Source organism: Paenarthrobacter sp. YAF11_1, from assembly GCF_052113445.1.
Lineage (GTDB): Bacteria > Actinomycetota > Actinomycetes > Actinomycetales > Micrococcaceae > Arthrobacter.
In genome coordinates, this window is the sequence record NZ_JBFRDF010000016.1 from 61586 (window position 1) to 82487 (window position 20902).

Here is a 20902-nt window from a genome sequence, read left to right on the forward strand (position 1 = left end):
AAATGGAAACCGTGATGCACACAGCCACCGCAAAAAGGGTTCGCTCTGTCAGGCCCGTCGGCACCCGTGCCGTGCTGGCTGAACTGGACGGGCTGCAGGACGTCTTGGCCCTGCAGGACATGCTCAACAAGTCACCGCTGCCGGGACAAGTAGACGTTCTTGCCGCCGCCGAAACTGTCATGGTCGTGGGAGAGTCCGCAGCGGCCACCCGCGCCATCGGCGCCCGGTTGCTCGAGCTGGAACTCACCGCTTCGGAAGCCACCGACTCCGGGCTGGTGGTCATCGAGACCGTATACGACGGCGACGACCTCGCCGATGTCGCGGAGCTCACCGGCCTGAGCGTGGACGGCGTCATAGCCGCCCACACCAGCCAGATCTGGACCGTTGCCTTCGCGGGCTTCGCCCCCGGGTTCGGCTACATGGTGGGCGAGAACGAGGCCCTCACGGTTCCGCGCCGCCCCTCCCCGCGGACAGCTGTTCCCGCTGGGTCTGTTGCCCTCGGCGGCCAGTACTCGGCTGTCTATCCCCGCAGTTCACCGGGCGGTTGGCAGCTGATTGGCCGGACCGGGGCACGGATGTGGGACCTTGACCGTGCCCAGCCTGCTTTGGTTCGACCCGGTGACCGTGTGCAGTACAAGGCCGTCCGCGAGGTTGTGACGGCCAGCCCCTCCTCGGCAGGGAATGCCTCAGCCGGAGACTCCTCGGCCGGCGACTCCGACAAGGAGCGCCACACCGAGTCCGGTCTTCGGATCCTGAACCCTGGGGCGCAAAGCCTCATCCAGGACCTCGGCCGCCGGGGCTACGGTCCGCTGGGGGTGTCTGCTGCCGGGGCTTTGGACCGGGCATCGCTGCGCCGCGCCAATCGGCTGGTGGGGAATGCTTCGTCGGCTGCAGCCATTGAGAGCGTCAACGGCGGACTCACGGTGGAAGCAATCGGCGACCAAGTGATTGCCGTGGCGGGTGCACCGACGACGCTGACCATCGAGTCGCCGTCGTGGATTGATTCTGAAGGATCCGACGACGGCTACGTCCAGTCCGGCGCTCAGCGGACCGTCCCCATGGCCGCGCCCTTCGCGCTGCTCGACGGCGAAGTGCTCACCGTCGGGGCTCCCCAGTCGGGTTTCCGAAACTATGTGGCGATCCGTGGCGGCGTTGATGCCCCTGAGGTTCTGGGCAGCCAGTCCGCTGACACGATGTCCGGGATTGGTCCCGCGCCTCTGGCAATTGGCCAGGAGCTCCCGGCCGGTCAAGCCACCGCATCCACAGCAGTGGAAAGCCCGGAGCTCCAACCGGATTTCCCCGGCCTCCCCGGCCAGGGCGTCACGGTACTCGACGTCGTTCCCGGACCACGTGCCGACTGGTTCGACCAGGAAGCCCTTGATTCCCTCTGCGGCCAGGAGTGGCTGGTCACGCCGCAGTCCAACCGTGTGGGCATGCGCCTGGACGGAACCCCGTTGCGGCGCACCCGCGAGGGCGAACTCCCCAGCGAGGGCACCATGGCCGGCGCCCTTCAGATTCCACCCGCGGGGCTGCCCGTCCTGTTCCTGGCGGACCACCCCATCACAGGCGGCTATCCGGTGATTGGCGTGGTGCGCGACGAACACCTTGACCTCGCTGCCCAGGTCCCCATCGGTGGACGGATCCGGTTCCGCCTCGTTCCGGATGCGCCGGACTTCACCACGACGTTTACCAAGAACCCAGAGAATTGAGTATTTGATGCGCAAGGTCCTGATCGCGAACCGCGGCGAAATCGCAGTCCGCGTCGCCCGAGCCTGCGACGACGCCGGCATCCAGTCAGTCGCCGTTTATGCAGACATCGACGCCGATGCCATGCACGTTGGCGCTGCCGACGAAGCCTACAGCCTGGGCGGCAACTCGCCGGCTGATACCTACCTGAATATTGGGAAACTCCTCAACGTTGCCGAGGAGTCCGGCGCTGACGCCGTGCATCCCGGATACGGATTCCTGTCCGAGAACGCTGACTTTGCGCAAGCAGTGCTCGACGCCGGACTTGAGTGGATCGGCCCCTCACCGGAGTCGATTCGCCAGCTGGGCAACAAGATCACGGCCCGCGATATCGCCGTCCGCGCCGGCGCACCTTTGGTGGCCGGCAGCGACGGCCCGGTTTCGTCCGCGGCAGAGGCCCGGGCTTTCGCCGAAGAACACGGACTCCCACTTGCGATCAAGGCGGCCTTCGGCGGCGGTGGCCGCGGCCTGAAAGTGGTTCGTGAGCTCGCCGAAGTAGAGGAAGCCTTCGACTCCGCAGTGCGTGAAGCAGTGGCTGCGTTCGGTCGCGGCGAGTGCTTCGTGGAGCAGTACCTCGACCGGCCCCGGCATGTGGAGGCGCAGGTCATCGCGGACATCCACGGCAACGTGGTGGTGGTGGGAACCCGCGACTGCTCCCTGCAGCGCCGCCACCAAAAGCTCGTGGAAGAAGCTCCGGCGCCTTTCTTGAGCGACGAACAGCGGAAGCAAATCTACGAGGGCTCCAAGGCCATTGTCCGCGAAGCAGGCTACTACGGTGCCGGGACAGTGGAATTCCTCGTCTCAGCCGACGGTGCCGTGGCCTTCCTGGAGGTTAACACCCGGCTTCAGGTGGAGCACCCCATCACGGAGGAAACCGCGGGGATTGACCTTGTCCAGGAGCAATTCCGCATTGCTGCCGGTCTGCCGCTGAGCATCAAGGAGGACCCCGTTGCCCGTGGACACTCCTTCGAGTTCCGCATCAACGCAGAGGATGTCGGCCGCGGATTCCTTCCCTCGCCGGGCACCGTTGGGTTGTTCGAAGCACCGACGGGACCAGGCATCCGACTGGATACCGGTGTCCGGTCCGGTTCCTTCGTGGCGCCCCAGTTCGACTCCCTGCTGGCCAAGTTGATCGTGAGCGGAGCTGATCGCCAGCAGGCACTCCGCCGTGCACGCCGGGCCCTCGCTGAAATCAACATCACCGGACTCGCCACTGTTCTGCCGTTCCACCGAGCGGTTCTGGAATCCGACGACTTCACGTCCATTGCCGAAATGCGGGTCCACACCCGGTGGATCGAAACCGACTTTGCGGACCAGATCCCGGTGGATCCCGAATACAACGTGGTGGCCCCCGGAGGTGAGCGCAGAACCATCACCATCGATGTGGACGGAAAACGCCTCGCCGTGGGACTTCCCGCCGACCTGCTGGACGGCTGGGCCCGATCAGGGCAAGGCCTCCCGGCGGCTTCAGACGTGACGGGCCTGCCGGGCTCCGGCGCCGAAGACTCCCCAGCCGAATCCGCGCTCGTCTCCAGCATGGCCGGCACGGTGGTCAAGTGGCTCGTTGAACCTGGCGCTGACGTAGCGGCCGGCGATCCCTTGGTGGTCCTCGAAGCCATGAAAATGGAAACCCAAGTTCCCGCCCACCGGGCAGGCACGCTCTCCGAAGTCCTGTCCGCACCGGGCGGAGTGGTCACCGCCGGCGCCGTACTGGCTCACATCCAGTAGCTCCGCTAGGCGTGTGCTGCCGCTGAAATGCCCAGCACGCTGTCCAGCAAGCCGTTGCGGAACTTGCCTGTGGGGTCGTTCGCCTGGACCAAGGCGCGGAAGTCTTTGAACCGCGGGTAGAGCGCGGCGAAGTCGTACTGCCCGGGCGTGAAGAGTTTGCCCCAGTGCGGGCGTGCCCCGAACGGACGCAGAGCTTCCTCAAGCTCCGGGAGCACTGCTTCCACGTCGGACTGAAGGGGCTTCCAGGTGAAGTGCAGCGCCACGCTTTGCTGCTGGTAGAACGGGCTGAGCCAGAACTCGTCAGCAGCAATGGTGCGGATTTCCGAGATGAACAAGAGCGGCGCCAGCTTGCCTGCAAGCGCGCGGACTGCCTGCAAGGCAGCGGGCGCCTGGTCCAGCGGCAGAAGGAACTCGCTCTGCAGCTCCTCTCCGTTGCTCGGTGTGAATTCGTGGCGGAAGTGCGGCAGGCGGTCCAGCCATTTTCCAGCGATATCCAGCTGCTCGGTGCAGTTTTCAGCCGACATGTCCGGCAGCGGGTGCATGGCCGCGGTGGCTGCAGTTGCTCCGAAGAGGTCCGGCAGGGGAGCCTCGGAGTCGAGTGCTTTGAGCCAGACCTGCGGGATGGTGGTTCCGGTGTAATTCGTGAAGAAGCTGACGCTGTAGGCGCTGGATGCGATGGCTTGGAAGTTTGCCAAGACACGCTCCCACGACAACCCGGTGAGCACACGTTGGCGGACTTCGTAGCTCGGACGGACCGCCAGCTCAAGTCCCGTGACAATGCCAAGGGCTCCCACGCCCACCACACTGGCGAGGAATTCGTCGTCGTCCGCTGTCAGTGTCACCAGCTCGCCGGAGGCGCGCACCAGGTCAACACCCACGACGGCGGCAGCGAGGGAGGGATTGTTGACGCCACTGCCGTGCGTGCCGGTTTGGATGGCACCGGCGACTGAGATGTGGGGGAGCGAAGCAAGATTGTGGATGGCGTAGCCCTGCTCCTCGAGCGCGCGTCCGAGGGCGCCGTAGCTGATGCCGCCGCCGACTTTGACCGTGCTCTTTGCCGTGTCCAAGAGAATTTCCTGGGGGAGCGCGTCGAGGAGGATGTGGGTCCCGTCCGTGTCGGCGACTGTGTTGAAGGAGTGCCTGGAGCCGAGGGCCTTGATCTTGGTTGCGTTCGCCACGAGCTCCTGCAGTTCGGCCACCGAAGCGGGGCGGTGGACTTCCGCGGAGGAGTATTCGAGGTTTCCTGCCCAGTTCTTCATTGAATGATCTTCCCATCTGGCGTTTACGGACTCCCATAAATTGTTAACGTTCACAACTATTTGCGTCAAGGAGTGTCCAACCCTTGCCGATAGAGTTCAAGGAAACCCGCTGTCTACCAGGAGCTGCACGTGAGCCAGGGATCCAAGCCCACCATCCGCGACGTTGCGAAAGCGGCTGACGTATCGCTGACCACGGTGTCCTACGTGCTTTCCGGCCGTCACGGAGGGACCACACGGATCAGCCAGCCCACGCAGGACCGCGTGTTGGCGGCCGTGAAGGAGCTCGGCTATGTGCCCAACCAGGCGGCCAGGGGCATGCGTCGGGGCAAGACGGACGTGGTGGCCGTGGCTATCGGAAACCTTGACTGGCCCTGGGACCGTGCCCTCGCCACGGCGGCGGCCCGGATCCTCCCGGAGCACGGGTACCAGCCGGTGATCCTGCTGGGCGACGATTGGCGAAAGTTCATGATGTCCGGGGGTGCCGATGGCGTCATCATCGGCTATTTCCCCGAGGCCAAGGCAGACGACGAAACCGTCACTGAGCTGGCTCGCCGCGGCGTCGCGCAAGTGGTGATCTCCGGAACCATGAAGCCCGCGGGGTTTGATGTCCTGGCTCCCGAGTCCGATGAAGGGCTCGCGGAGTGCATGGAATTCCTCACCGCATCCCACCGCAGAATCGCGTGCATCCGCAGGGCAGACCCGGCGGGCCGGCCCAAGAGCCGTTTTGCCGCTTATGCTGCCGGGTTGGAGAAGGCGGGCACACCTCTGGATGAATCCTTGGTCAGGACGTCGCAGCACCACCCTGCCACCGCTTACCAGTCGGCGTTGGAGTTGCTCCAGCTGCCGGACCGACCCACGGCCATCTTCTGCACGGACGACATGGAAGCGCTGCAGGCCATCCGTGCCGCGTATCGCCTGGGCCTGCGGGTCCCTGAGGATATCCAGATTGTTGGCGTAGGAAACTCCACCGAGGGCCAGGAGTATGACCCGGCGCTTACTACCGTTGGGCCGGACCCGATTTTTGAACTGGTGGTCCGGATGCTGCTTGATCGCTTGGCGGGAACAACGCCGGCCGAGGGCATCCGGGTTGCCTCGCCGTGGAAGTTGCACCACCGAGGCACCACGCAGCCCTAGGAGCTAGTCCTTCAGTGGGCGGCGCGCCAGCCAGGCAGCCACAATTGCGCCCGAGATGTTGTGCCACAGCGAGAACACGGCCGACGGCAGTGCGGCCAGGGGGCTGAAGTGCGCTGTGGCCAGAGTGGCGGCCAGGCCGGAGTTCTGCATTCCAACTTCAAACGCGAGGGCTCGGCGTGCCTTGTCGTCCAGCCGGCCGAGCTTGCCCGCCAAATAGCCCAAGCCCAGACCAAAACCGTTGTGGAGAACGACGGCCAGGAAGACGATCGCGCCTGCAGCCACGATCTTGCTGGCACTTCCCGCGACGACGATGGCTACGATCAGCGAAATCACGACGGCGGACGCCCACGGAAGTGCGGGAAGAACCTTTGCGACGAGCTTCGACAGGAAGAGGCGGGCCAACAGACCTGCGATTACCGGCAGCAGCACGGTCTTCACGATGTCCATCACCATGGCGCCGGCATCGATGTGCAGGAATGAGCCGGCCAGGAAGAGTGTCAGGGCGGGGGTCACGATGGGCGCGATCAGCGTGGAAACCGAGGCGACGGCCACGGACAGGGCGACATCGCCCTTGGCCAGGAACGCCATGACGTTCGAGGCTGTGCCGGAAGGTGCGCAACCCACCAGGATCAGTCCGACGGCCAGTTCCGGCGGCAACTGCAGGAGGACAGCGATGAGCCATCCGGCGCCGGGCATGATGACGTAGTGCGCCACGATGCCAAGGGCAACGGCCCAAGGGCGGCGCGCCACCGAGGCAAAGTCCGGCGGGGTGAGCGTGAGGCCCATGCAGAACATGATGACGCCCAGCAGGTAGGGAACCGCGACGCCCATGGGTTTGAACAGATCCGGAATCAGGAATCCGAGGACCCCTGCAACAACCACCAGGAGCGGGAACACTGTGACGGCGATGCGCGCAATCTTGGCTTCAGCGGCAAGGGCGGCGTTCACGGGCGCAGCGGGTTGTTCTGTTTTCGACGGGGTATTGGTTGCCTCAAGCATTCATCCATGCTCACACTCGGCGCCCAAACCGAACGACTTCTTTACATCCATGCAGGGGAATATGTCAGACAACCGCAGTTGGGAGGGGTGGTGTCAGGAGTTGAGTTTTCCGGCCAGCCGCTCGCGCATACGGATGCTGGCCTCGTTGAGCCCGATAAACTCCACCTCGCGCCCGTGGTTCCGGTACTTTTCGGTCACGGAGTCCAGCACGGCAACAGTCGATGCATCCCAGATATGTGATCCGTGAAGATCGATGATCACGCGATCTATTCCTTCTGAGGAATCCTTTGAATAGTCGAACTGCGTGTACAGATCATTGGACGAAGCAAAGAAGAGTTCGCCGTCCACGGTGTATGTCGCAACAACTTCGCCGTTGAGTTCGAGTTCCGTCCGCTCCACCGTTGCGAAGTGGGCCACCCGCCGCGCGAACAGCACCATGGCGGTCAGGACGCCGACGCCGACACCCACCGCGAGGTTGTGCGTCGCCACTACAGCGGCAACCGTAATCAGCATGACGGCGGTCTCCGACTTGGGCAGCCGCTTGAGCGTGGACAAACGAATCGAGTGCCAGTCGAAGGTGATCAGCGAAACGAAAATCATCACGGCAACCAACGCCGCCATGGGAATCATGCCCACGACGTCGCCGAGGACCACTACCAGCACCAGCAGGAACACACCGGCCAGGAACGTCGAGAGCCGGCTCCTGGCGCCAGATCCCTTGACGTTGATCATGGTCTGACCAATCACCGCGCAACCACCCAGGCCACCAAGGAATCCTGTGACAATGTTGGCGGCACCCTGCCCCCAGGAGACGCGGGTCTTGTTGGATCGGGTGTCCGTGATGTCGTCCACCAGCTTGGCAGTCATCAGGGATTCCAGCAGGCCCACCAACGCCATGGACAGTGCGAAGGGCGCAATGATCTGGAAAGTTTCCAGGTTCAGGGGAACGTTGGGCAGGAAGAAACCCGGCAGGCTGTCCGGGAGTTCACCCTTGTCGCTGACAGTGGGCACGTCGATGCCACCAAGGACAGTCACCAACGTGATGGCAACAATAGCCACCAGAGGAGCCGGGATCGCTGTGGTCAGGCGGGGCAGCCCGAACACAATGACCAGGCCAACAACGACAATCGGGTAGACCATCCACGGCACGTTGAAGAGCTCGGGCATCTGGGACATGAACACCAGGATGGCCAGCGCATTCACAAAGCCGATCATCACGGACCGCGGGATGAAACGCATCAGTTTGGTGACGCCCAGCACCGCCAGGATGATCTGGAAAACACCTGCCAGGATGATCGTCGCGATCAGGTAGTCGAGCCCGTGCTCCTTCATCACCGGGGCAATTACCAAGGCAACAGCACCGGTGGCTGCGGAAATCATGGCAGGCCGGCCACCCACCAAAGCCGTCACAACGCCCATGGTGAAGGAAGCGAACAGACCGATGCGGGGATCAACCCCAGCAATCACCGAGAACGCGATGGCCTCGGGGATCAAAGCCAACGCCACCACGAGTCCCGCGAGGGATTCCGTCAGCAGGCGGCGGGGCGAACGGAAGGTCGCCCGCAGTGACATGAGTTGCTCGGGAGTCATGGGTCCTTAGAGTGCAGTTGTCCTAGAGCGCAGTCTGGCGGTAGCGCTCAATCTGCTTAAGGCGCCGCAGGAGGCTGTCGCGCCGCGGGTGCGGAACGACGTCGGGCGCCTCAGCGGTGAGATCAAGGTGTTCGGTTCCGTACTGCCACAGCAGGAGGTCATCCAGGAGGCGGTCCGGGCCGGGGGAGTAGCGGTGGTCCAGGGCCTTGCGGACCTCGGTGATCCGGTTGGCGCTGAGCAGTCCGGCAAGCTCCACGGTCTTGGTGAGTCCGTGGGCGGCGAGCAGCTCGGCAGCCCATCCCCAGTCATCATCAACTTTACGGTCAACGTGCGGCAGCAGCGTACGCCAGACGTCACGGACCCGGTTGGGCGTCAGGGGCATGCCGCCATCGCCCTCAAGATCCCAGTAACCGCGAACTTCCTCGTACCGCTCGTGAAGATCGGCGAAGGCACTCTCCACTGTCTCCAACATGGCAGCCGTTGCAGTGAACTGGCGGTCAAAGTGGGGTGTCCACGCACGCGGATCTTCGGCCTTGAACCGGATGTCGTGCTCGATCTCGCTCCAAGCGTGGGCAAAAACGGTGCGGATCTGGCATTCGAAGAAGTAGCTGCCGTTGGCGGGCATGTCTGGGTTGAAGGCCTGCTGGTATTCCTTGACTGCCTCGTTCTGGATGGTGCGCAGAATGAGGTGCCGGCTGGAGTATCCGTAGGTTCCTGACTCGATGGAGCCGATGTCCTTCTCGCGGTCACCGCGGCAATCGAAGAGCTGCCGCTGCCGCTTGATGATGTTGGCTACTGCAGCATTCTCGGCCGGAAGCTTGGTGATGACACGGATGCCCACCATGTCATTCAACGTGCGGAAGGGATCCGGAAACTTCAACAACCGGGGCCCGCCCGGCTCCAGGGGATCATCGGTGCGGGAAATTTTTTCCCGGAAGGACTCCACTGTTTTGGTCCGCCCGGTGACAAACAAGGGAGTGACCTCGGCGTCATTCAGCATGTCCCTCAAGGTGAGCAGGACATCACGTGTGACCCGCTTCAGGGCAGGGCGGACACGCTCATAGAGCGCCACGTTTGCTTCTACTGCGTCGCGCTGATCCTGGTCCAGGCTGTCCCAATTGCTTGCCATGCCCCCAGCTTACGGGGCGGGTCCGACACTGAACCGAGCCACTCGCCGTCGGGGTGCCTCTAGCCAAACTAGTGAATCGTCACGATAGGCTCAGTACAAAGGAGGGCGCAATGTTGCGGCACAAGTACAGCTACGGCGAACACCCCAGCCAGTGGGGCGAACTCTTCATACCTGAACCGTCCAACGGAAACCATCGCGGCGCGTCTGCGCTGGCCGGTGGAATCGCTGTTGTGATCCATGGCGGTTACTGGCGGTCACAGTACGGCGCGGAGCTTGGCGAGCCTCTTGCTCGGGACCTCGCAGCGCACGGCATCACCGCCTGGAACCTCGAGTACCGGCGGGCCGGCAACGGCGGTGGTTGGCCCCATACTTTCGAGGACATCCTGGCCGGCATCGACCACCTGTCCACCATTGCCGGCGATCACGATCTCCAGCTCGGCAAAGTAGTAGCCTTGGGCCACTCGGCCGGCGGCCATTTGGCTGTCTGGGCTGCGGGACGGCAGCGGCTCTCGGACATCGGAACGCCCGACGCCGACCGCCAGCTCCAGCGCAGCCCGGAAGACAACGCCGTGCACCTGACCGGCGTCGTCAGCCAGTCCGGCCTCCTGAACCTCGCGGCCGCGGAGAAGTTGAACCTCAGCAACGGAGCCGTCTGCAACCTCATGGGCGGGGATTCCCATAGATTCCCCAAGCGGCATAAGTATGCAGACCCTATGAGTTCGCTGCCGCTGGATGTTCCCGTATATGCCGTCCACGCCACGGATGATGAGGACGTCCCATCCAGCCAGTCCGAGGCATACGTCGCTGCAGCCACGGCGGCCGGAAGCGCCGCCCAGTTACTGCGTGTCCCCGGTGACCATTTCGACCTGATCGACCCCAAGGCCGTCGCCTACAAGAAGTGCCGCGAACTGGTCCAGCGACTGCTCTCGTAATCTCTGGTTCGCGTGGGCTTGCCTCTGGCAGAGTTGTCCCATGCTGACAGTCATTGGTGAGGCCCTGGTTGATGTGGTTCAACGCTCCTCCGGAATCGAGGCGCACGTTGGGGGCAGCCCGCTCAACGTAGCCGTCGGTCTGGCGCGCCTGGACCACCCGGTGCAGTTCATCGGGCGCTATGGCCGGGACGCCTACGGCGACTCCGTGGCGGCGCACCTCCGCTCAAGCTCCGTGATGGTGCCGCTTCCGCCGGACGAGAAGCCCACCAGCGTGGCCACCGCGCAAATCGACGACGACGGTGCCGCCACCTACGTTTTTGACCTCGCCTGGGAATTGCCCGGACTCGCCGCAAGGTTGCCGCTGATGCTGCAGGGCGCCACCTTGCTGCACACAGGTTCCATAGCCACCGCACTGGAGCCGGGCGCCGCAGAGGTGCTTGCCGCCGTCGAACATGCCCACCCGGGCAGCACCATCAGCTTCGATCCCAACTGCCGTCCGAGCATCATTACCGACGTTGACTACGCACGGACGCAAGCCGAACGCTTCGTGGCGCTGTCCGACGTCGTCAAGGCCTCCGACGAGGACCTTGAGTGGCTGTATCCCGGTGTTGATCCGGTGGAATCCGCGCGCCGTTGGCTGACGTTGGGCGGCGCCGGAGGCCCGGCCCTGGTGGTGGTGACGCGTGGTTCACGTGGTCCGTGGGGCATCACCAGGGCAGGCGAGACCCAGATTCCGGCACCATCCGTGAATTTGGTGGACACCGTGGGCGCAGGGGATTCGTTCATGGCGGGGCTGTTGTCCGCCATTGTGGACCATGGTCTGGATGGCGCTCAGAACCGTGACGCCTTGAGGGCCATGCCGGCTGAGACCTTGGCAGCCATCATGGATCACGCAACACGTGCGGCTGCCGTGACGGTGTCACGGGCCGGCGCGAATCCGCCCACGAGGGCCGAGCTCAATCACGGCGTGGAATAACCGCCGCGTGGCATAAACCCCGGCGCGTAGCGCAGGTGTCTAACCGGCCCCGTGACCGGCGGCCACTTCCTCGCCGGCCTTCACCGGTCCTGGCGGGGTGCCCTCCCCGAACGGACTTCCGCCCAGGGATTCCCGTCCGTGGGGACTCAGCCAGCCGGACAGATCTGGTCCCGCAGGAACGATCTGCGTGGGATTGATGTCCTCGTGCACTATGTAGTAGTGCTGTTTGATTTGCACGAAGTCGGTGGTGTCTCCGAAGCCCGGCGTCTGGAACAAGTCCCGGGCGTAGCCCCAAAGCGCCGGTATTTCGCTGAGCTTGTTGCGGTTGCACTTGAAGTGTCCGTGATAGACGGCGTCGAAGCGTGCCAGAGTGGTGAAGAGCCGGACGTCGGCTTCGGTGATGGAATCGCCCACGAGGTACCGTTGGCCGGTCAACCGTTCCTCCAGCCAGTCCAACGCGTTCCACAGACGGGCATAGGCGGAATCGTAGGCTTCCTGGGACCCGGCGAAGCCGCACCTGTAGACGCCGTTGTTGACCTCGGTGAAGACTCTCTTGTTGACGGTGTCGATTTCCTCGCGCAGGTGCTCCGGATACAGCTGCGGCGCGCCCGGACGATGGAACTCCGTCCACTCCGTGGAGAAGTCCAGGGTGATCTGGGGGAAGTTGTTGGTCACCACTTGCCCGCTGGGGACGTCCACCAGAGCCGGAACTGTGATGCCGCGGGGGTAGTCCGGGAAGCGTCGGAAGAATGCCTCCTGCAGGCGTTCGATGCCGAGTACCGGGTCCTTGCCGTCCGGATCCAGATCGAAGGTCCAGGACCGGGCGTCGTGCGTGGGGCCGGGCTGGCCAAGGCTGATGACGTCCTCAAGTCCCAGCAGCCTGCGCACAATGACGGCGCGGTTGGCCCACGGACAAGCCCGCGCAGCAATCAACCGGTAGCGTCCCGGCTCCACGGGCCAGCCGGGCTCGCCGTCCGCTCCGGGAGTGCCGTCCCGGGTGATGCGGTCCTCGATGTAATTCGTGTCCCGGGTGAACTCACTGCCAGTGACATAGGCCCCGCGGGTGCTGTGTTCGTCGACTTCTCTGGTCTTCTCACTCATGACTTCAGCCTAAGCCGGGTTCCCTGAACCCCGCGACCTTGTGGGCCGTTGTGCCCACGTAGACTGGCATGATGCGGCTCGTAGCAAGCGATATTGACGGCACCATCCTCGGTCACGACGGCAAAATCAGTGACCGGACCATCAAGGCATTCCAGGCATGCCGCGACGCAGGGGTGGAACTCGTCTTCGTCACGGGTCGCCCGCCGCGCTGGTTGTACCCGCTGCAGGAGCAGTTGGGACACAGCGGAATCGTCATCTGTTCCAACGGCGCCGTGGTGTGGGACCTCGAAACCGAGAAAGCACTGTCCTCAAGTGCCTTGGACGCGGGATCTGTGTTCGAGGCCCGCCGTATCATCAAGTCGCTCCGGCCCGATGCCCTCTTCGCCGTTGAGACCCTCACGGGTTTCCAGCTTGAGCCGGGCTTCATCGAGAACGAAACCAGCGAGCTTCTAGCCGAATTCACCCCGCAACCGCTGGCTGAGACGCTCACGGCGGATGACGCCGTCGTGAAGTTCCTGGCGATCACCCGCAAAGGTACGCCGGACGAATTCCTGGCCGAAGTTCAGCCGGCCGTCGCGCACTTGGTGAGCACCACGCACTCGGCACCCCGGACGGCGATGCTGGAAATGTCCGTCCCCGGAATCAACAAGGCCGTCACGCTGGCCAAGTACGCCGAGTCCTTGGGTATCGAAGCCGCTGATGTAGTGGCGTTCGGGGACATGCCCAATGACATCGAGATGCTTCGCTGGGCCGGCCACGGTTACGCGATGGCCAGTGGTCACCCGGAAGCCATCCTGGCGGCCGGCCAGCAGGCGCCGCACTTCGACGACGACGGCGTGGCCCAGATCCTCGAGGCGAAGTTGACGGAGCAGCGGGTCTAGTTTGGTCCTGCGCTGGTGATGTCCGATTCCTGCCAGACATCCACCGCAATCGCTGGTGGAATGAACCCATGAATACGGAACAGAACCGAACAGCAGCCCATTTCAGGTCTCTCCACACCAGCCAAAAGCCCTTGGCACTCAGCAACGCCTGGGACGTCGCCAGCGCCGTCATTACGGAGGCAGCGGGCGCGCCCGCTGTAGCTACCACCAGCGCCGGAGTTGCTTGGTCCTTGGGTATGCCCGACGGCGACCGACTGGACAGGGAGCGTGCTGTGGCCGTTATCGCCAGCATCGTTAGGGCGGTCAACGTGCCCGTGACGGCTGACATAGAGGGCGGCTATTCGGAAACGCTGGAAGGAATCGCCGGGACGGTCGCCGATATTCTTGCGGCCGGCGCCGTGGGGATCAACCTGGAAGATGGCTCGCGGGATCCGGACGAATTCTGCGCAAGGATCTCAGCCGCACGGGATGCCGCACAGCACGCGGGCAAGGACTTGTTCATCAATGCACGCACCGACGTGTTCCTTGCCGGGGGCGGCACCGTCCAGCAGCAAATTGCCGAGGCCCTGGCCAGAGCCGAAAAGTATGTGGAAGCAGGCGCCGACGGCATCTTTGTTCCGGGAGCATCGGATGCAGATACGATTGCCGCGTTGACCGCTGGGATCTCTGTCCCCGTCAACGTGATGGTGGGGGCAGGCTCGCTGAGTGTCACCGAACTCGGAAGGCTTGGCGTCTCCAGGGTCAGCCTCGGATCCAGCGTCGCCCAAGCCGCCTATGCCGTAGCCCAGCGCGCCGCGGCAGAGCTCAACACCGCTGGCACCTATACCGCCGTGAACGAAGCCATCGACTACGGCTCCCTGAACGGGCTGTTCGCCGGCTCCAACTAGTTCCCGGGCTGGTGGGAGGCGTGCGGCTTCACGGGTGCCTTACGCCCTCGCCGGCCAGCAGCGCGCGGTAGCCCTCTTCGAACGTCGGATAGGTGAGATCAAAACCGGTCGCCCTGAGCCGTGCGTTGCTGCAGCGCTTGTCGCCCGGGCCGGCGTCGGAGGCGTCGCCGGGTGCCGCCGTCGTGGGTTCCGGGCCTTCCATCTCAGAGGCGAGGAACCGCATGACGTCGCCCATCTCCGCCGCGTAGTCATCAACACCGACGTACACCCTGTCCGGGTCCTGGCTCATGGTGGTGAGGTGGACAATCATGGCCGCGGCGTCGTCCCTGTGGACGCGGTTGGTGTGCCGTGGCTGCGCCGGAATGACGGCCTTGCCGCTACGGACTTGATCGATCAATCGCGTGCGACCAGGCCCGTAAATGCCGCCTAGTCTGAGCGAGATGGGCTGGGTGTTGGTCCCGAGTGTCCGGGCGAACAGCAGCTCTTCGGCCTCCACCAGGACTTTGCCGCTGAACCGCGTGGGCTCCGTGGGGGTCGACTCGTCCACCACAGCCCCGCCGGAGTCTTTGTACACCGCCGTGGAGGAGACGAACAGAACGCGCCGCGGTTGAATGGACTGCCGCTCCAACGCGTCCAGGACGCTCCTGACTCCGCTCACGTATGCAGCGCGGTAGGCCTCTTCAGTGGAGGAGTCGGCCGCAACGGCCACCACCACGATCTCCACGTCCGACGGCAGGTCCGGCAGCTCAGTGGAGAGGTCCGCGTACAGGCCGCGGATTTCGGCAGGCAACTTCTCGGGGGACCGGCGCAAGCCCAACACGTCATGGCCCGCAGCGGCGAAGCGGAGTCCGGCTTCGGTCCCAAGGTCGCCGCATCCGGCAATCAACACAGTCATGCCCTTTAGTTTGCCAGTCCCGCGGTGTCACCCAGTTCCCAGCTTCCATACAACCGGCGTTCAACTTGGCTCCGTAGGCTTCCAGCCAAGGACCCGTTCGCACGGTCAAAATCGTCTCGTTGAATGTGTAGGGGGAATCATGGCCAAGCGTCGGATCAACAACGTCAATACTGCGCCGTTGCGGCGGATCGAACCGGACCATCACTGGCGGTCGCTGCGCCAGGGCGATCGGGTCAGCGTCACCCTGACGCCGGGCTACGAATCGTCCGGGGTGGTGGACGCAGTCACCGGCGATGCCACCGCGGTGTGGGTAGAGCTCGACGACGGTCGCGGCCGGACGCTGGTGCACGTCAGCGACGGCGTGGCGATCGTTCCACAAAGGACGACGGCGGCAGTCCCGCAGGAGTCCTAGGCGCACCTTGGCGATGGGCTACGCTACGGGTGTGACGCTGCCCTATTTCCTCCGCAAGGATGGTTCAGTGGGCCCTCTGGCCTTCGCCCACCGGGGATTCTCCTTGGACGGCCTGGAGAATTCCATGGCAGCGTTCAGGGCTGCGGTGGAGCTGGGTACAGTGCACCTCGAGACGGACGTCCACACCACATCGGACGGGGTGCTGCTGGTTTTCCATGACTCGTCCTTGGACAGGGTGACTGATTCCGTGGGGAAAGTGTCCGAGCTGACGGCGGCGGAAGTTGCTCCGGCGAGGATCGGTGGCGTGGAACCGGTGCCAACTTTTGACGAGCTGGTCACGTCGTTGCCCGGAGCCCGGCTCAACCTGGACGTCAAAGACTGGAACTCCGTGGACTCGATGGCTGCGGCCATTGAGAAGCACCGCATCCACGACCGCGTTTTGGTCACCAGCTTCTCGGATAAGCGACGCCGCGCAGTCCTTGCCAAGCTGTCACGGCGGGTGGCATCCTCGGCAGGCAGCTCCCTGACAGCGCTTTTCGTCCTTCTAGGCCCCGTGCTGCCGGCCCCTTTGGCGCGCAAGCTGCTCTCCGGCGTCGACGTCTTCCAGGTTCCTGTCCGCTATGGGCGGTTGCCGGTGGTGACGCCGGGATTCATTCGTCGCGCGCATCGGCTTGGCAGGCAGGTGCATGTGTGGACCATCAACGATCCCTTGGAGATGGAGCGTCTGCTGGATCTGGGCGTTGACGGATTGGTCTCGGACCGCCTGGATCTGCTGAAGGAAGTCCTGGTGCGCAGGGGCGAGTGGGTTTAACCCCCGCAGCACAGCCCCGCGAGATGACACTTAATGACAATCCCAGGCCCTCACATTGTCATTAAATGGCACCTCGGCGGGGTTAGTCCTGGGTTTCGATCGCCGCCGGCCGGATTTGGCTTGCGCGGATTCTCGCCAGGTCGAATTTGTTGCTGCGGTCGAAGGTGAAGATGCCGTTTTTCTCCTGGAAGACGTCCGTCAGTTGGGTGTAGCAGTACCCGAACATGTCCGGGTTCTCCAGCAGCACGGAGCAGAGTCCGTCGAACCGGGTGTAGAACTCTTCCTCTGAACCGACCCGCTGGCCGTAGCCCCATGATGTGGCGACGTCGCTTCCCTCCACAGCCTGGCGGGCCTCCACCTCGTTCCACCAGATTCCGCCGAATTCCGAGACGAAGTAGGGCTGGCCGGCGTACGGCACCGAGTATTCCTCGCCGTCGCCCTTGCGGTTGATGTAGGGCTTCCCCTCTGCCAGGCCCTGCTGCTCGATGCGGAAGCGGTCCGGGTCCTGCTCATAGGAGTGGGAATCGTAGATGTCCGTATCGCGGATCCGGTGCGCGTAACCGGAGGCGTCGATGACCGGACGTGTCGGATCAGCCAGTTTGGTGGCCTGGAACATGGCCTCTGTGACGTCATCCAGAACTGTGAGGCGATCGTGGAGAACCTGGTGCGTCTCATTAAGGGGGCACCAGCCGATGATGGACGGGTGGTTGTAGTCCCTTTTCAAGACTTCCAGCCACTGGGCAACGAAACTCGCCGTGGGCTGCTGGTTGTGTCCTATGGTGCCGCCGCCCGAGACGCCCCAGTCGCCGAACTCGCCCCACACCAGGTACCCGAGCCGGTCGGCGTGGTAGAGGAAACGCTCCTCAAAGACCTTTTGGTGCAGGCGGGCGCCGTTAAATCCTGCGGCCATGGAAAGTTCGATGTCCTTGATCAGCGCTTCCTCGTCCGGTGACGTCATGAGGGAATCGGGCCAATAGCCCTGGTCCAGGACCAGCCGCTGGAATACGGGCTTGCCATTGAGACGGACCACCTTTCCGTCCAGGGCAATTGAGCGGATGGCCGCGTAGCTGCTGACTTCATCGACGACGGCTCCGGAAGCGTCGCGGACGCTCACTACGAGGTCATAAAGGAACGGATCCTCGATGGACCAGGGGCGCAGGGATCCGGCGGGAATTTCGAATCGAAGGGAGGGAGTGAGGTCCAGATCAGCTTTGGCCGAAGCCTCAATCCTCAGGCCCGATTTGTCAGTCAGCACCGCAGCAACCACATGCCCGCTCCGGTTCTGGCTGACGGGTACCTCCAGAGTGATGCTGGAGTCCGCGAGATTTGGGGTCATCCGGAGGCGTTTGATGTGCACCTCGGGCACGGCTTCCATCCACACGGTCTGCCAGATGCCAGTGGTTCGCGTGTACTGGCAGTGGGTGTTGTTGTACCACGTTGCCTGCTTGCCGCGGGCCTGCATTTCGTGCCGTGAATCCCTGGCGCGCACAACGATCACCGCGTCCGAACCGGGCTCCGTGACACCCCCGAGATCTGCGGTGAAGGGTGTGAAGCCGCCTCGATGCCGGGCAACTTCAACCCCGTTGACCCATACGGTGGCGTCATGGTCCACGGCGCCGAAGTGCAGCAGCACATTCTGTCCGGCCCATTCCTGCGGGATGGTCACGGTTCGCCGATACCAAACGGCTTCCATGAAGTCCACGTGTTCAATCCCCGAAAGCGCAGATTCCGGTGCGAACGGAACCAGGATCTCGCTGTTGAGCTCGCGGGTGGTGAGCCCGCGCTCCAAACCGGAGTCACCGGCGTCGATCTCAAAACCCCAGGGTCCGTTGAGGTTCATCCACTTCTTGCGAACCAGTTGCGGGCGGGGGTGCTCGGGCTTGGGCATGGCGGAGGTCACATTTTGGGTCACACTCAAAAACCTAACGCGAGATGGGGTTGAGTACCACCGGCCGCCGCGCGAGGATGGGTGACGTGACCCGATTCCGTTTAGCCATCCTGGACGATTACCAGCAGGTCTCCGGCGATTACGCCCCGTGGGACTCATTGCTCGACGACGGCGTGAAAGTGAGCGTCTTCAGCGCACCTTTCGTGTCGGAAGAGCAGGCCGTGGCCGCCTTGGCGCCGTTCGACATCATTGTGGCGATGCGCGAACGCACTCGCTTCCCCCAGGACGTTTTGGAATCCCTGCCCAATCTGAAGCTGCTGGTGACCACTGGAATGGCGAACGCAGCCATTGACTTGGAAGCGGCTGCAGAGCGGGGCATCGTGGTGTGTGGGACAGGTGGCTCACCGGCCGCCGCGCCCGAGCTGACGTGGGCCTTGCTCATGGCCTTTGCCCGGAATCTGACCGTGGAGGAGACCTCCTTGCGCGCTGGCGACTGGCAGACCGGCGTCGGGTTTGAACTCGAAGGCAAGACGCTGGGAATCGTTGGCCTGGGCAAGATCGGCAAGCGAATGGCAGGCTACGCCAAAGCGTTTGGGATGGACGTCCTGGCTTGGAGCCAGAACCTCACGGCCGAGGCTGCGCAGGATGCCGGTGCCCGGAAAGTCAGCAAAGAAGAGTTGTTCAGGGAGTCCGACATCGTGACGCTGCATCTCCGCTTGTCTGAGCGGACAGAGGGGATCGTCGGTCCAAAGGAGTTGCGTCTACTGGGACCGGAAGGCGTGCTGATCAATACCGCGCGGGGACCGCTGGTGGATGAAGCTGCACTGATCCAGGCGCTGGAGGAGGGGTGGATCCGGGGTGCTGCGCTGGATGTGTTCGACGAAGAACCCCTTCCGTCCGGGCATGCGCTGCTGCACTCTTCGCGGACCGTGCTCTCACCGCATGTCGGCTACGTGACCCACGAGAGTTACCGGCAGTTCTATGGCGGGGCTTTCGAGGACGTCAAGGGGTGGCTGGATGGGGCTCCTGTCCGGGTGATCACGGGCTAATCAGCCGCTACGTTACGCTCGGGCAAGCGCTTTCCGAGCGAAGCTGGCAAGATGGAGCCATGCGTATCCTCATCGCCCCGGACAAGTTCAAGGGATCACTGACCGCCGCCGAAGCCGCGTCAGCCATGGCCGAAGGCGCCCTCCGTGTCTACCCCGATGCCGTCACCACCCAGTTCCCGGTGGCCGATGGCGGCGAAGGCACACTGGATGCCGCGATCGCCGCTGGGTACGAGGAACGGAACAACGCCGTCGTTGGCCCGATCCTCAAGCCTGTCGGAGCCTCCTGGGCGATTCGCAAAGATGCTTTTGGTGGAGCCAGCGCGGTCATCGAAACCGCGATGGCTTCCGGCCTGGCGCACATGGAGCCGACACCTGAGAATTCGCTGCGCGCCCACAGCTACGGCTGCGGCCAGCTGATCGCCGCCGCCCTCGACGCCGGAGCCACCGAGATCGTGCTTGGCCTGGGCGGCTCGGCAATGTCCGACGCCGGCAGTGGCGCCTTGCGTGCCCTGGGGCTCAAGCCCCTTGATGCGGCCGGGAACGTAGTGCCGCTCGGCGGAGGTTCCTTGGCCGACGTCGTCGCCGTCGACGTCTCCGAGCTGGATCCGCGGCTGTCCGCCGTGAAGTTCCGCATCGCCGTCGACGTCCAAAACCCGCTCTATGGGCCGGAGGGTGCCGCCCATGTTTTCGGTCCGCAGAAGGGCGCGGATGAGGACGCTGTTGAAAGGCTCGACGCCGGTCTCCGCAACTGGGCGTCGCTCCTTCGGGAAGCTACGGGCCGCGACGTGAACGTTCCGGGAGCTGGAGCGGCGGGCGGGTTCCCGGCGTCGTTCCTGGCTTTCACCGATGCTGCGCTGGAAGGCGGCTTCGCGCTGGTCGCCGGTCTCACAGGCCTCGCGCAGCATCTGGGCGAGGCCGACCTGGTGATCACCGGCGAAGGTTCCATGGACGAGCAGTCGCTCACAGGCAAGGCGCCGATCGCGCTGGCTGATGCCGCGAGCATGCACGGAATTCCCGTTATCGCCGTCGCAGGGCGAATTACGGTAACGCCAGAAGACCTCGCGAAGCACGGCATTGTGGCCGCGGCCCAGTTGCTGGACGTAGCGCAGCGCAAAGATGGCGTTCCTGACGTCGCCGACGCCGTGGCCAATGCCGCCAAATACCTCGCGTGGGCTACCAGCCAGGTGCTCGAGGGAGCCTGATTACTGCCGGTAGCCCTCGACTTCGCTGACGGGCCGCGGTTCGGCGTCGTCGGGGTTCCCGCCTGCATCCTTCTTGGCGCGGCGTTGGCGCAGCAAGTCCCAGCATTGGTCCAGTTGCGCCTCCAGTTGGGCGAGGCGGGCGGCGTCGTTTTCCGACCCTTCGGAGTCGCGCAAGCGATGCTCCTCTTCGACCAGCGACTGGATGCGTTCCAAGAGATCTTGGTTGTCCACGGGTGTCTCCTTTGGTGAGGATTGCGGTTATTTCGAAAGTAGTCCTGTAGGT

General features: G+C 64.0%; 19 protein-coding genes. 11 read left to right on the top strand and 8 right to left on the bottom strand.

The features are described from left to right. The first annotated feature begins 2 nt into the window (after positions 1 to 2). Both AB4Y77_RS20090 and AB4Y77_RS20095 read left to right on the top strand, forming a co-directional pair. Positions 3 to 1709: a 5-oxoprolinase/urea amidolyase family protein gene (locus AB4Y77_RS20090; protein ID WP_442015109.1), complete on the top strand. Its 1707-nt coding sequence runs from the start codon at positions 3 to 5 to the stop codon at positions 1707 to 1709. 7 nt (positions 1710 to 1716) lie between these two features. Next, complete coding sequence (locus tag AB4Y77_RS20095) at positions 1717 to 3474, top strand: acetyl/propionyl/methylcrotonyl-CoA carboxylase subunit alpha (protein WP_442015110.1); 1758 nt, start codon at positions 1717 to 1719, stop codon at positions 3472 to 3474. Between the two features lie 5 nt (positions 3475 to 3479). Here AB4Y77_RS20095 and AB4Y77_RS20100 read toward each other — a convergent pair whose 3' ends face one another. Then, positions 3480 to 4733, bottom strand: coding sequence for a D-arabinono-1,4-lactone oxidase (locus AB4Y77_RS20100; protein WP_442015111.1), 1254 nt, complete (start codon positions 4731 to 4733; stop codon positions 3480 to 3482). 129 nt (positions 4734 to 4862) lie between these two features. On the opposite strand from AB4Y77_RS20100, the gene AB4Y77_RS20105 reads away from it, so the two are divergent. Beyond that, on the top strand, positions 4863 to 5867 hold the full coding sequence (locus AB4Y77_RS20105; RefSeq protein ID WP_442015112.1) for a LacI family DNA-binding transcriptional regulator: 1005 nt from the start codon (positions 4863 to 4865) through the stop codon (positions 5865 to 5867). A 3-nt stretch (positions 5868 to 5870) separates the two neighbouring features. Here the strand turns inward: AB4Y77_RS20105 and AB4Y77_RS20110 are convergent, their stop codons facing one another. From AB4Y77_RS20110 to AB4Y77_RS20120, 3 genes are all read right to left on the bottom strand, one after another. Continuing rightward, entirely contained in the window at positions 5871 to 6866 is a 996-nt protein-coding gene (locus AB4Y77_RS20110) for a bile acid:sodium symporter family protein (RefSeq protein ID WP_442015113.1), read from the bottom strand. Between the two features lie 93 nt (positions 6867 to 6959). Then, entirely contained in the window at positions 6960 to 8456 is a 1497-nt protein-coding gene (locus AB4Y77_RS20115; RefSeq protein ID WP_442015114.1) for a SulP family inorganic anion transporter, read from the bottom strand. A gap of 22 nt (positions 8457 to 8478) precedes the next feature. After that, on the bottom strand, positions 8479 to 9585 hold the full coding sequence (locus AB4Y77_RS20120; RefSeq protein ID WP_311212567.1) for a GTP pyrophosphokinase: 1107 nt from the start codon (positions 9583 to 9585) through the stop codon (positions 8479 to 8481). A gap of 110 nt (positions 9586 to 9695) precedes the next feature. Between AB4Y77_RS20120 and AB4Y77_RS20125 the strand changes: the two genes are divergently transcribed. Further along, the gene (locus AB4Y77_RS20125; RefSeq protein WP_442015115.1) at positions 9696 to 10517 is read left to right on the top strand and encodes an alpha/beta hydrolase; all 822 of its coding nucleotides are present in this window, start codon (positions 9696 to 9698) and stop codon (positions 10515 to 10517) included. A gap of 40 nt (positions 10518 to 10557) precedes the next feature. Then, positions 10558 to 11493 (top strand): carbohydrate kinase family protein, encoded by a 936-nt coding sequence (locus AB4Y77_RS20130; protein ID WP_442015116.1) that lies wholly within the window; start codon positions 10558 to 10560, stop codon positions 11491 to 11493. A 39-nt stretch (positions 11494 to 11532) separates the two neighbouring features. Here the strand turns inward: AB4Y77_RS20130 and AB4Y77_RS20135 are convergent, their stop codons facing one another. Beyond that, a complete protein-coding gene (locus AB4Y77_RS20135) occupies positions 11533 to 12594 on the bottom strand; it encodes a glutathione S-transferase family protein (RefSeq protein WP_442015117.1) in 1062 nt (353 codons plus the stop codon). Between the two features lie 71 nt (positions 12595 to 12665). Between AB4Y77_RS20135 and AB4Y77_RS20140 the strand changes: the two genes are divergently transcribed. Together AB4Y77_RS20140 and AB4Y77_RS20145 are read left to right on the top strand one after the other, a co-directional pair. Continuing rightward, a complete protein-coding gene (locus AB4Y77_RS20140; RefSeq protein WP_442015118.1) occupies positions 12666 to 13475 on the top strand; it encodes an HAD family hydrolase in 810 nt (269 codons plus the stop codon). A 68-nt stretch (positions 13476 to 13543) separates the two neighbouring features. Further along, on the top strand, positions 13544 to 14362 hold the full coding sequence (locus AB4Y77_RS20145; RefSeq protein WP_442015119.1) for an isocitrate lyase/PEP mutase family protein: 819 nt from the start codon (positions 13544 to 13546) through the stop codon (positions 14360 to 14362). 28 nt (positions 14363 to 14390) lie between these two features. Here AB4Y77_RS20145 and AB4Y77_RS20150 read toward each other — a convergent pair whose 3' ends face one another. Continuing rightward, entirely contained in the window at positions 14391 to 15257 is an 867-nt protein-coding gene (locus tag AB4Y77_RS20150) for an NAD-dependent epimerase/dehydratase family protein (protein WP_442015120.1), read from the bottom strand. 139 nt (positions 15258 to 15396) lie between these two features. Between AB4Y77_RS20150 and AB4Y77_RS20155 the strand changes: the two genes are divergently transcribed. Both AB4Y77_RS20155 and AB4Y77_RS20160 read left to right on the top strand, forming a co-directional pair. Then, the gene (locus tag AB4Y77_RS20155; protein WP_442015121.1) at positions 15397 to 15669 is read left to right on the top strand and encodes a hypothetical protein; all 273 of its coding nucleotides are present in this window, start codon (positions 15397 to 15399) and stop codon (positions 15667 to 15669) included. 13 nt (positions 15670 to 15682) lie between these two features. Next, positions 15683 to 16480 carry a glycerophosphodiester phosphodiesterase gene (locus AB4Y77_RS20160; RefSeq protein ID WP_311212574.1) on the top strand — a complete coding sequence of 266 codons (798 nt, stop codon included), beginning with the start codon at positions 15683 to 15685 and terminating at the stop codon, positions 16478 to 16480. A gap of 82 nt (positions 16481 to 16562) precedes the next feature. On the opposite strand, the gene AB4Y77_RS20165 is transcribed toward AB4Y77_RS20160, so the two are convergent. Then, on the bottom strand, positions 16563 to 18380 hold the full coding sequence (locus AB4Y77_RS20165) for a glycoside hydrolase family 2 protein (protein ID WP_442015182.1): 1818 nt from the start codon (positions 18378 to 18380) through the stop codon (positions 16563 to 16565). Positions 18381 to 18445: 65 nt separating this feature from the next. Here AB4Y77_RS20165 and AB4Y77_RS20170 point away from each other — a divergent pair, with 65 nt between their 5' ends. After that, the gene (locus AB4Y77_RS20170; RefSeq protein ID WP_442015183.1) at positions 18446 to 19417 is read left to right on the top strand and encodes a D-2-hydroxyacid dehydrogenase family protein; all 972 of its coding nucleotides are present in this window, start codon (positions 18446 to 18448) and stop codon (positions 19415 to 19417) included. A gap of 59 nt (positions 19418 to 19476) precedes the next feature. Then, positions 19477 to 20619, top strand: coding sequence for a glycerate kinase (locus AB4Y77_RS20175; protein WP_311212575.1), 1143 nt, complete (start codon positions 19477 to 19479; stop codon positions 20617 to 20619). Here the strand turns inward: AB4Y77_RS20175 and AB4Y77_RS20180 are convergent, their stop codons facing one another. Continuing rightward, entirely contained in the window at positions 20620 to 20850 is a 231-nt protein-coding gene (locus tag AB4Y77_RS20180; protein ID WP_442015122.1) for a DUF2630 family protein, read from the bottom strand. Positions 20851 to 20902: the final 52 nt, after the last annotated feature.

Coding starts and splice junctions, on each gene's coding strand:
- AB4Y77_RS20130 (WP_442015116.1), top strand. CDS start 10,558: ATGCTGACAGTCATTGGTGAGGCCCTGGTTGATGTGGTTCAACGCTCC.
- AB4Y77_RS20145 (WP_442015119.1), top strand. CDS start 13,544: ATGAATACGGAACAGAACCGAACAGCAGCCCATTTCAGGTCTCTCCAC.
- AB4Y77_RS20110 (WP_442015113.1), bottom strand. CDS start 6,866: ATGCTTGAGGCAACCAATACCCCGTCGAAAACAGAACAACCCGCTGCG.
- AB4Y77_RS20125 (WP_442015115.1), top strand. CDS start 9,696: ATGTTGCGGCACAAGTACAGCTACGGCGAACACCCCAGCCAGTGGGGC.
- AB4Y77_RS20155 (WP_442015121.1), top strand. CDS start 15,397: ATGGCCAAGCGTCGGATCAACAACGTCAATACTGCGCCGTTGCGGCGG.
- AB4Y77_RS20090 (WP_442015109.1), top strand. CDS start 3: ATGGAAACCGTGATGCACACAGCCACCGCAAAAAGGGTTCGCTCTGTC.
- AB4Y77_RS20115 (WP_442015114.1), bottom strand. CDS start 8,456: ATGACTCCCGAGCAACTCATGTCACTGCGGGCGACCTTCCGTTCGCCC.
- AB4Y77_RS20135 (WP_442015117.1), bottom strand. CDS start 12,594: ATGAGTGAGAAGACCAGAGAAGTCGACGAACACAGCACCCGCGGGGCC.
- AB4Y77_RS20160 (WP_311212574.1), top strand. CDS start 15,683: ATGGGCTACGCTACGGGTGTGACGCTGCCCTATTTCCTCCGCAAGGAT.
- AB4Y77_RS20140 (WP_442015118.1), top strand. CDS start 12,666: ATGCGGCTCGTAGCAAGCGATATTGACGGCACCATCCTCGGTCACGAC.
- AB4Y77_RS20095 (WP_442015110.1), top strand. CDS start 1,717: ATGCGCAAGGTCCTGATCGCGAACCGCGGCGAAATCGCAGTCCGCGTC.
- AB4Y77_RS20175 (WP_311212575.1), top strand. CDS start 19,477: ATGCGTATCCTCATCGCCCCGGACAAGTTCAAGGGATCACTGACCGCC.
- AB4Y77_RS20170 (WP_442015183.1), top strand. CDS start 18,446: ATGGGTGACGTGACCCGATTCCGTTTAGCCATCCTGGACGATTACCAG.
- AB4Y77_RS20120 (WP_311212567.1), bottom strand. CDS start 9,585: ATGGCAAGCAATTGGGACAGCCTGGACCAGGATCAGCGCGACGCAGTA.
- AB4Y77_RS20100 (WP_442015111.1), bottom strand. CDS start 4,733: ATGAAGAACTGGGCAGGAAACCTCGAATACTCCTCCGCGGAAGTCCAC.
- AB4Y77_RS20150 (WP_442015120.1), bottom strand. CDS start 15,257: ATGACTGTGTTGATTGCCGGATGCGGCGACCTTGGGACCGAAGCCGGA.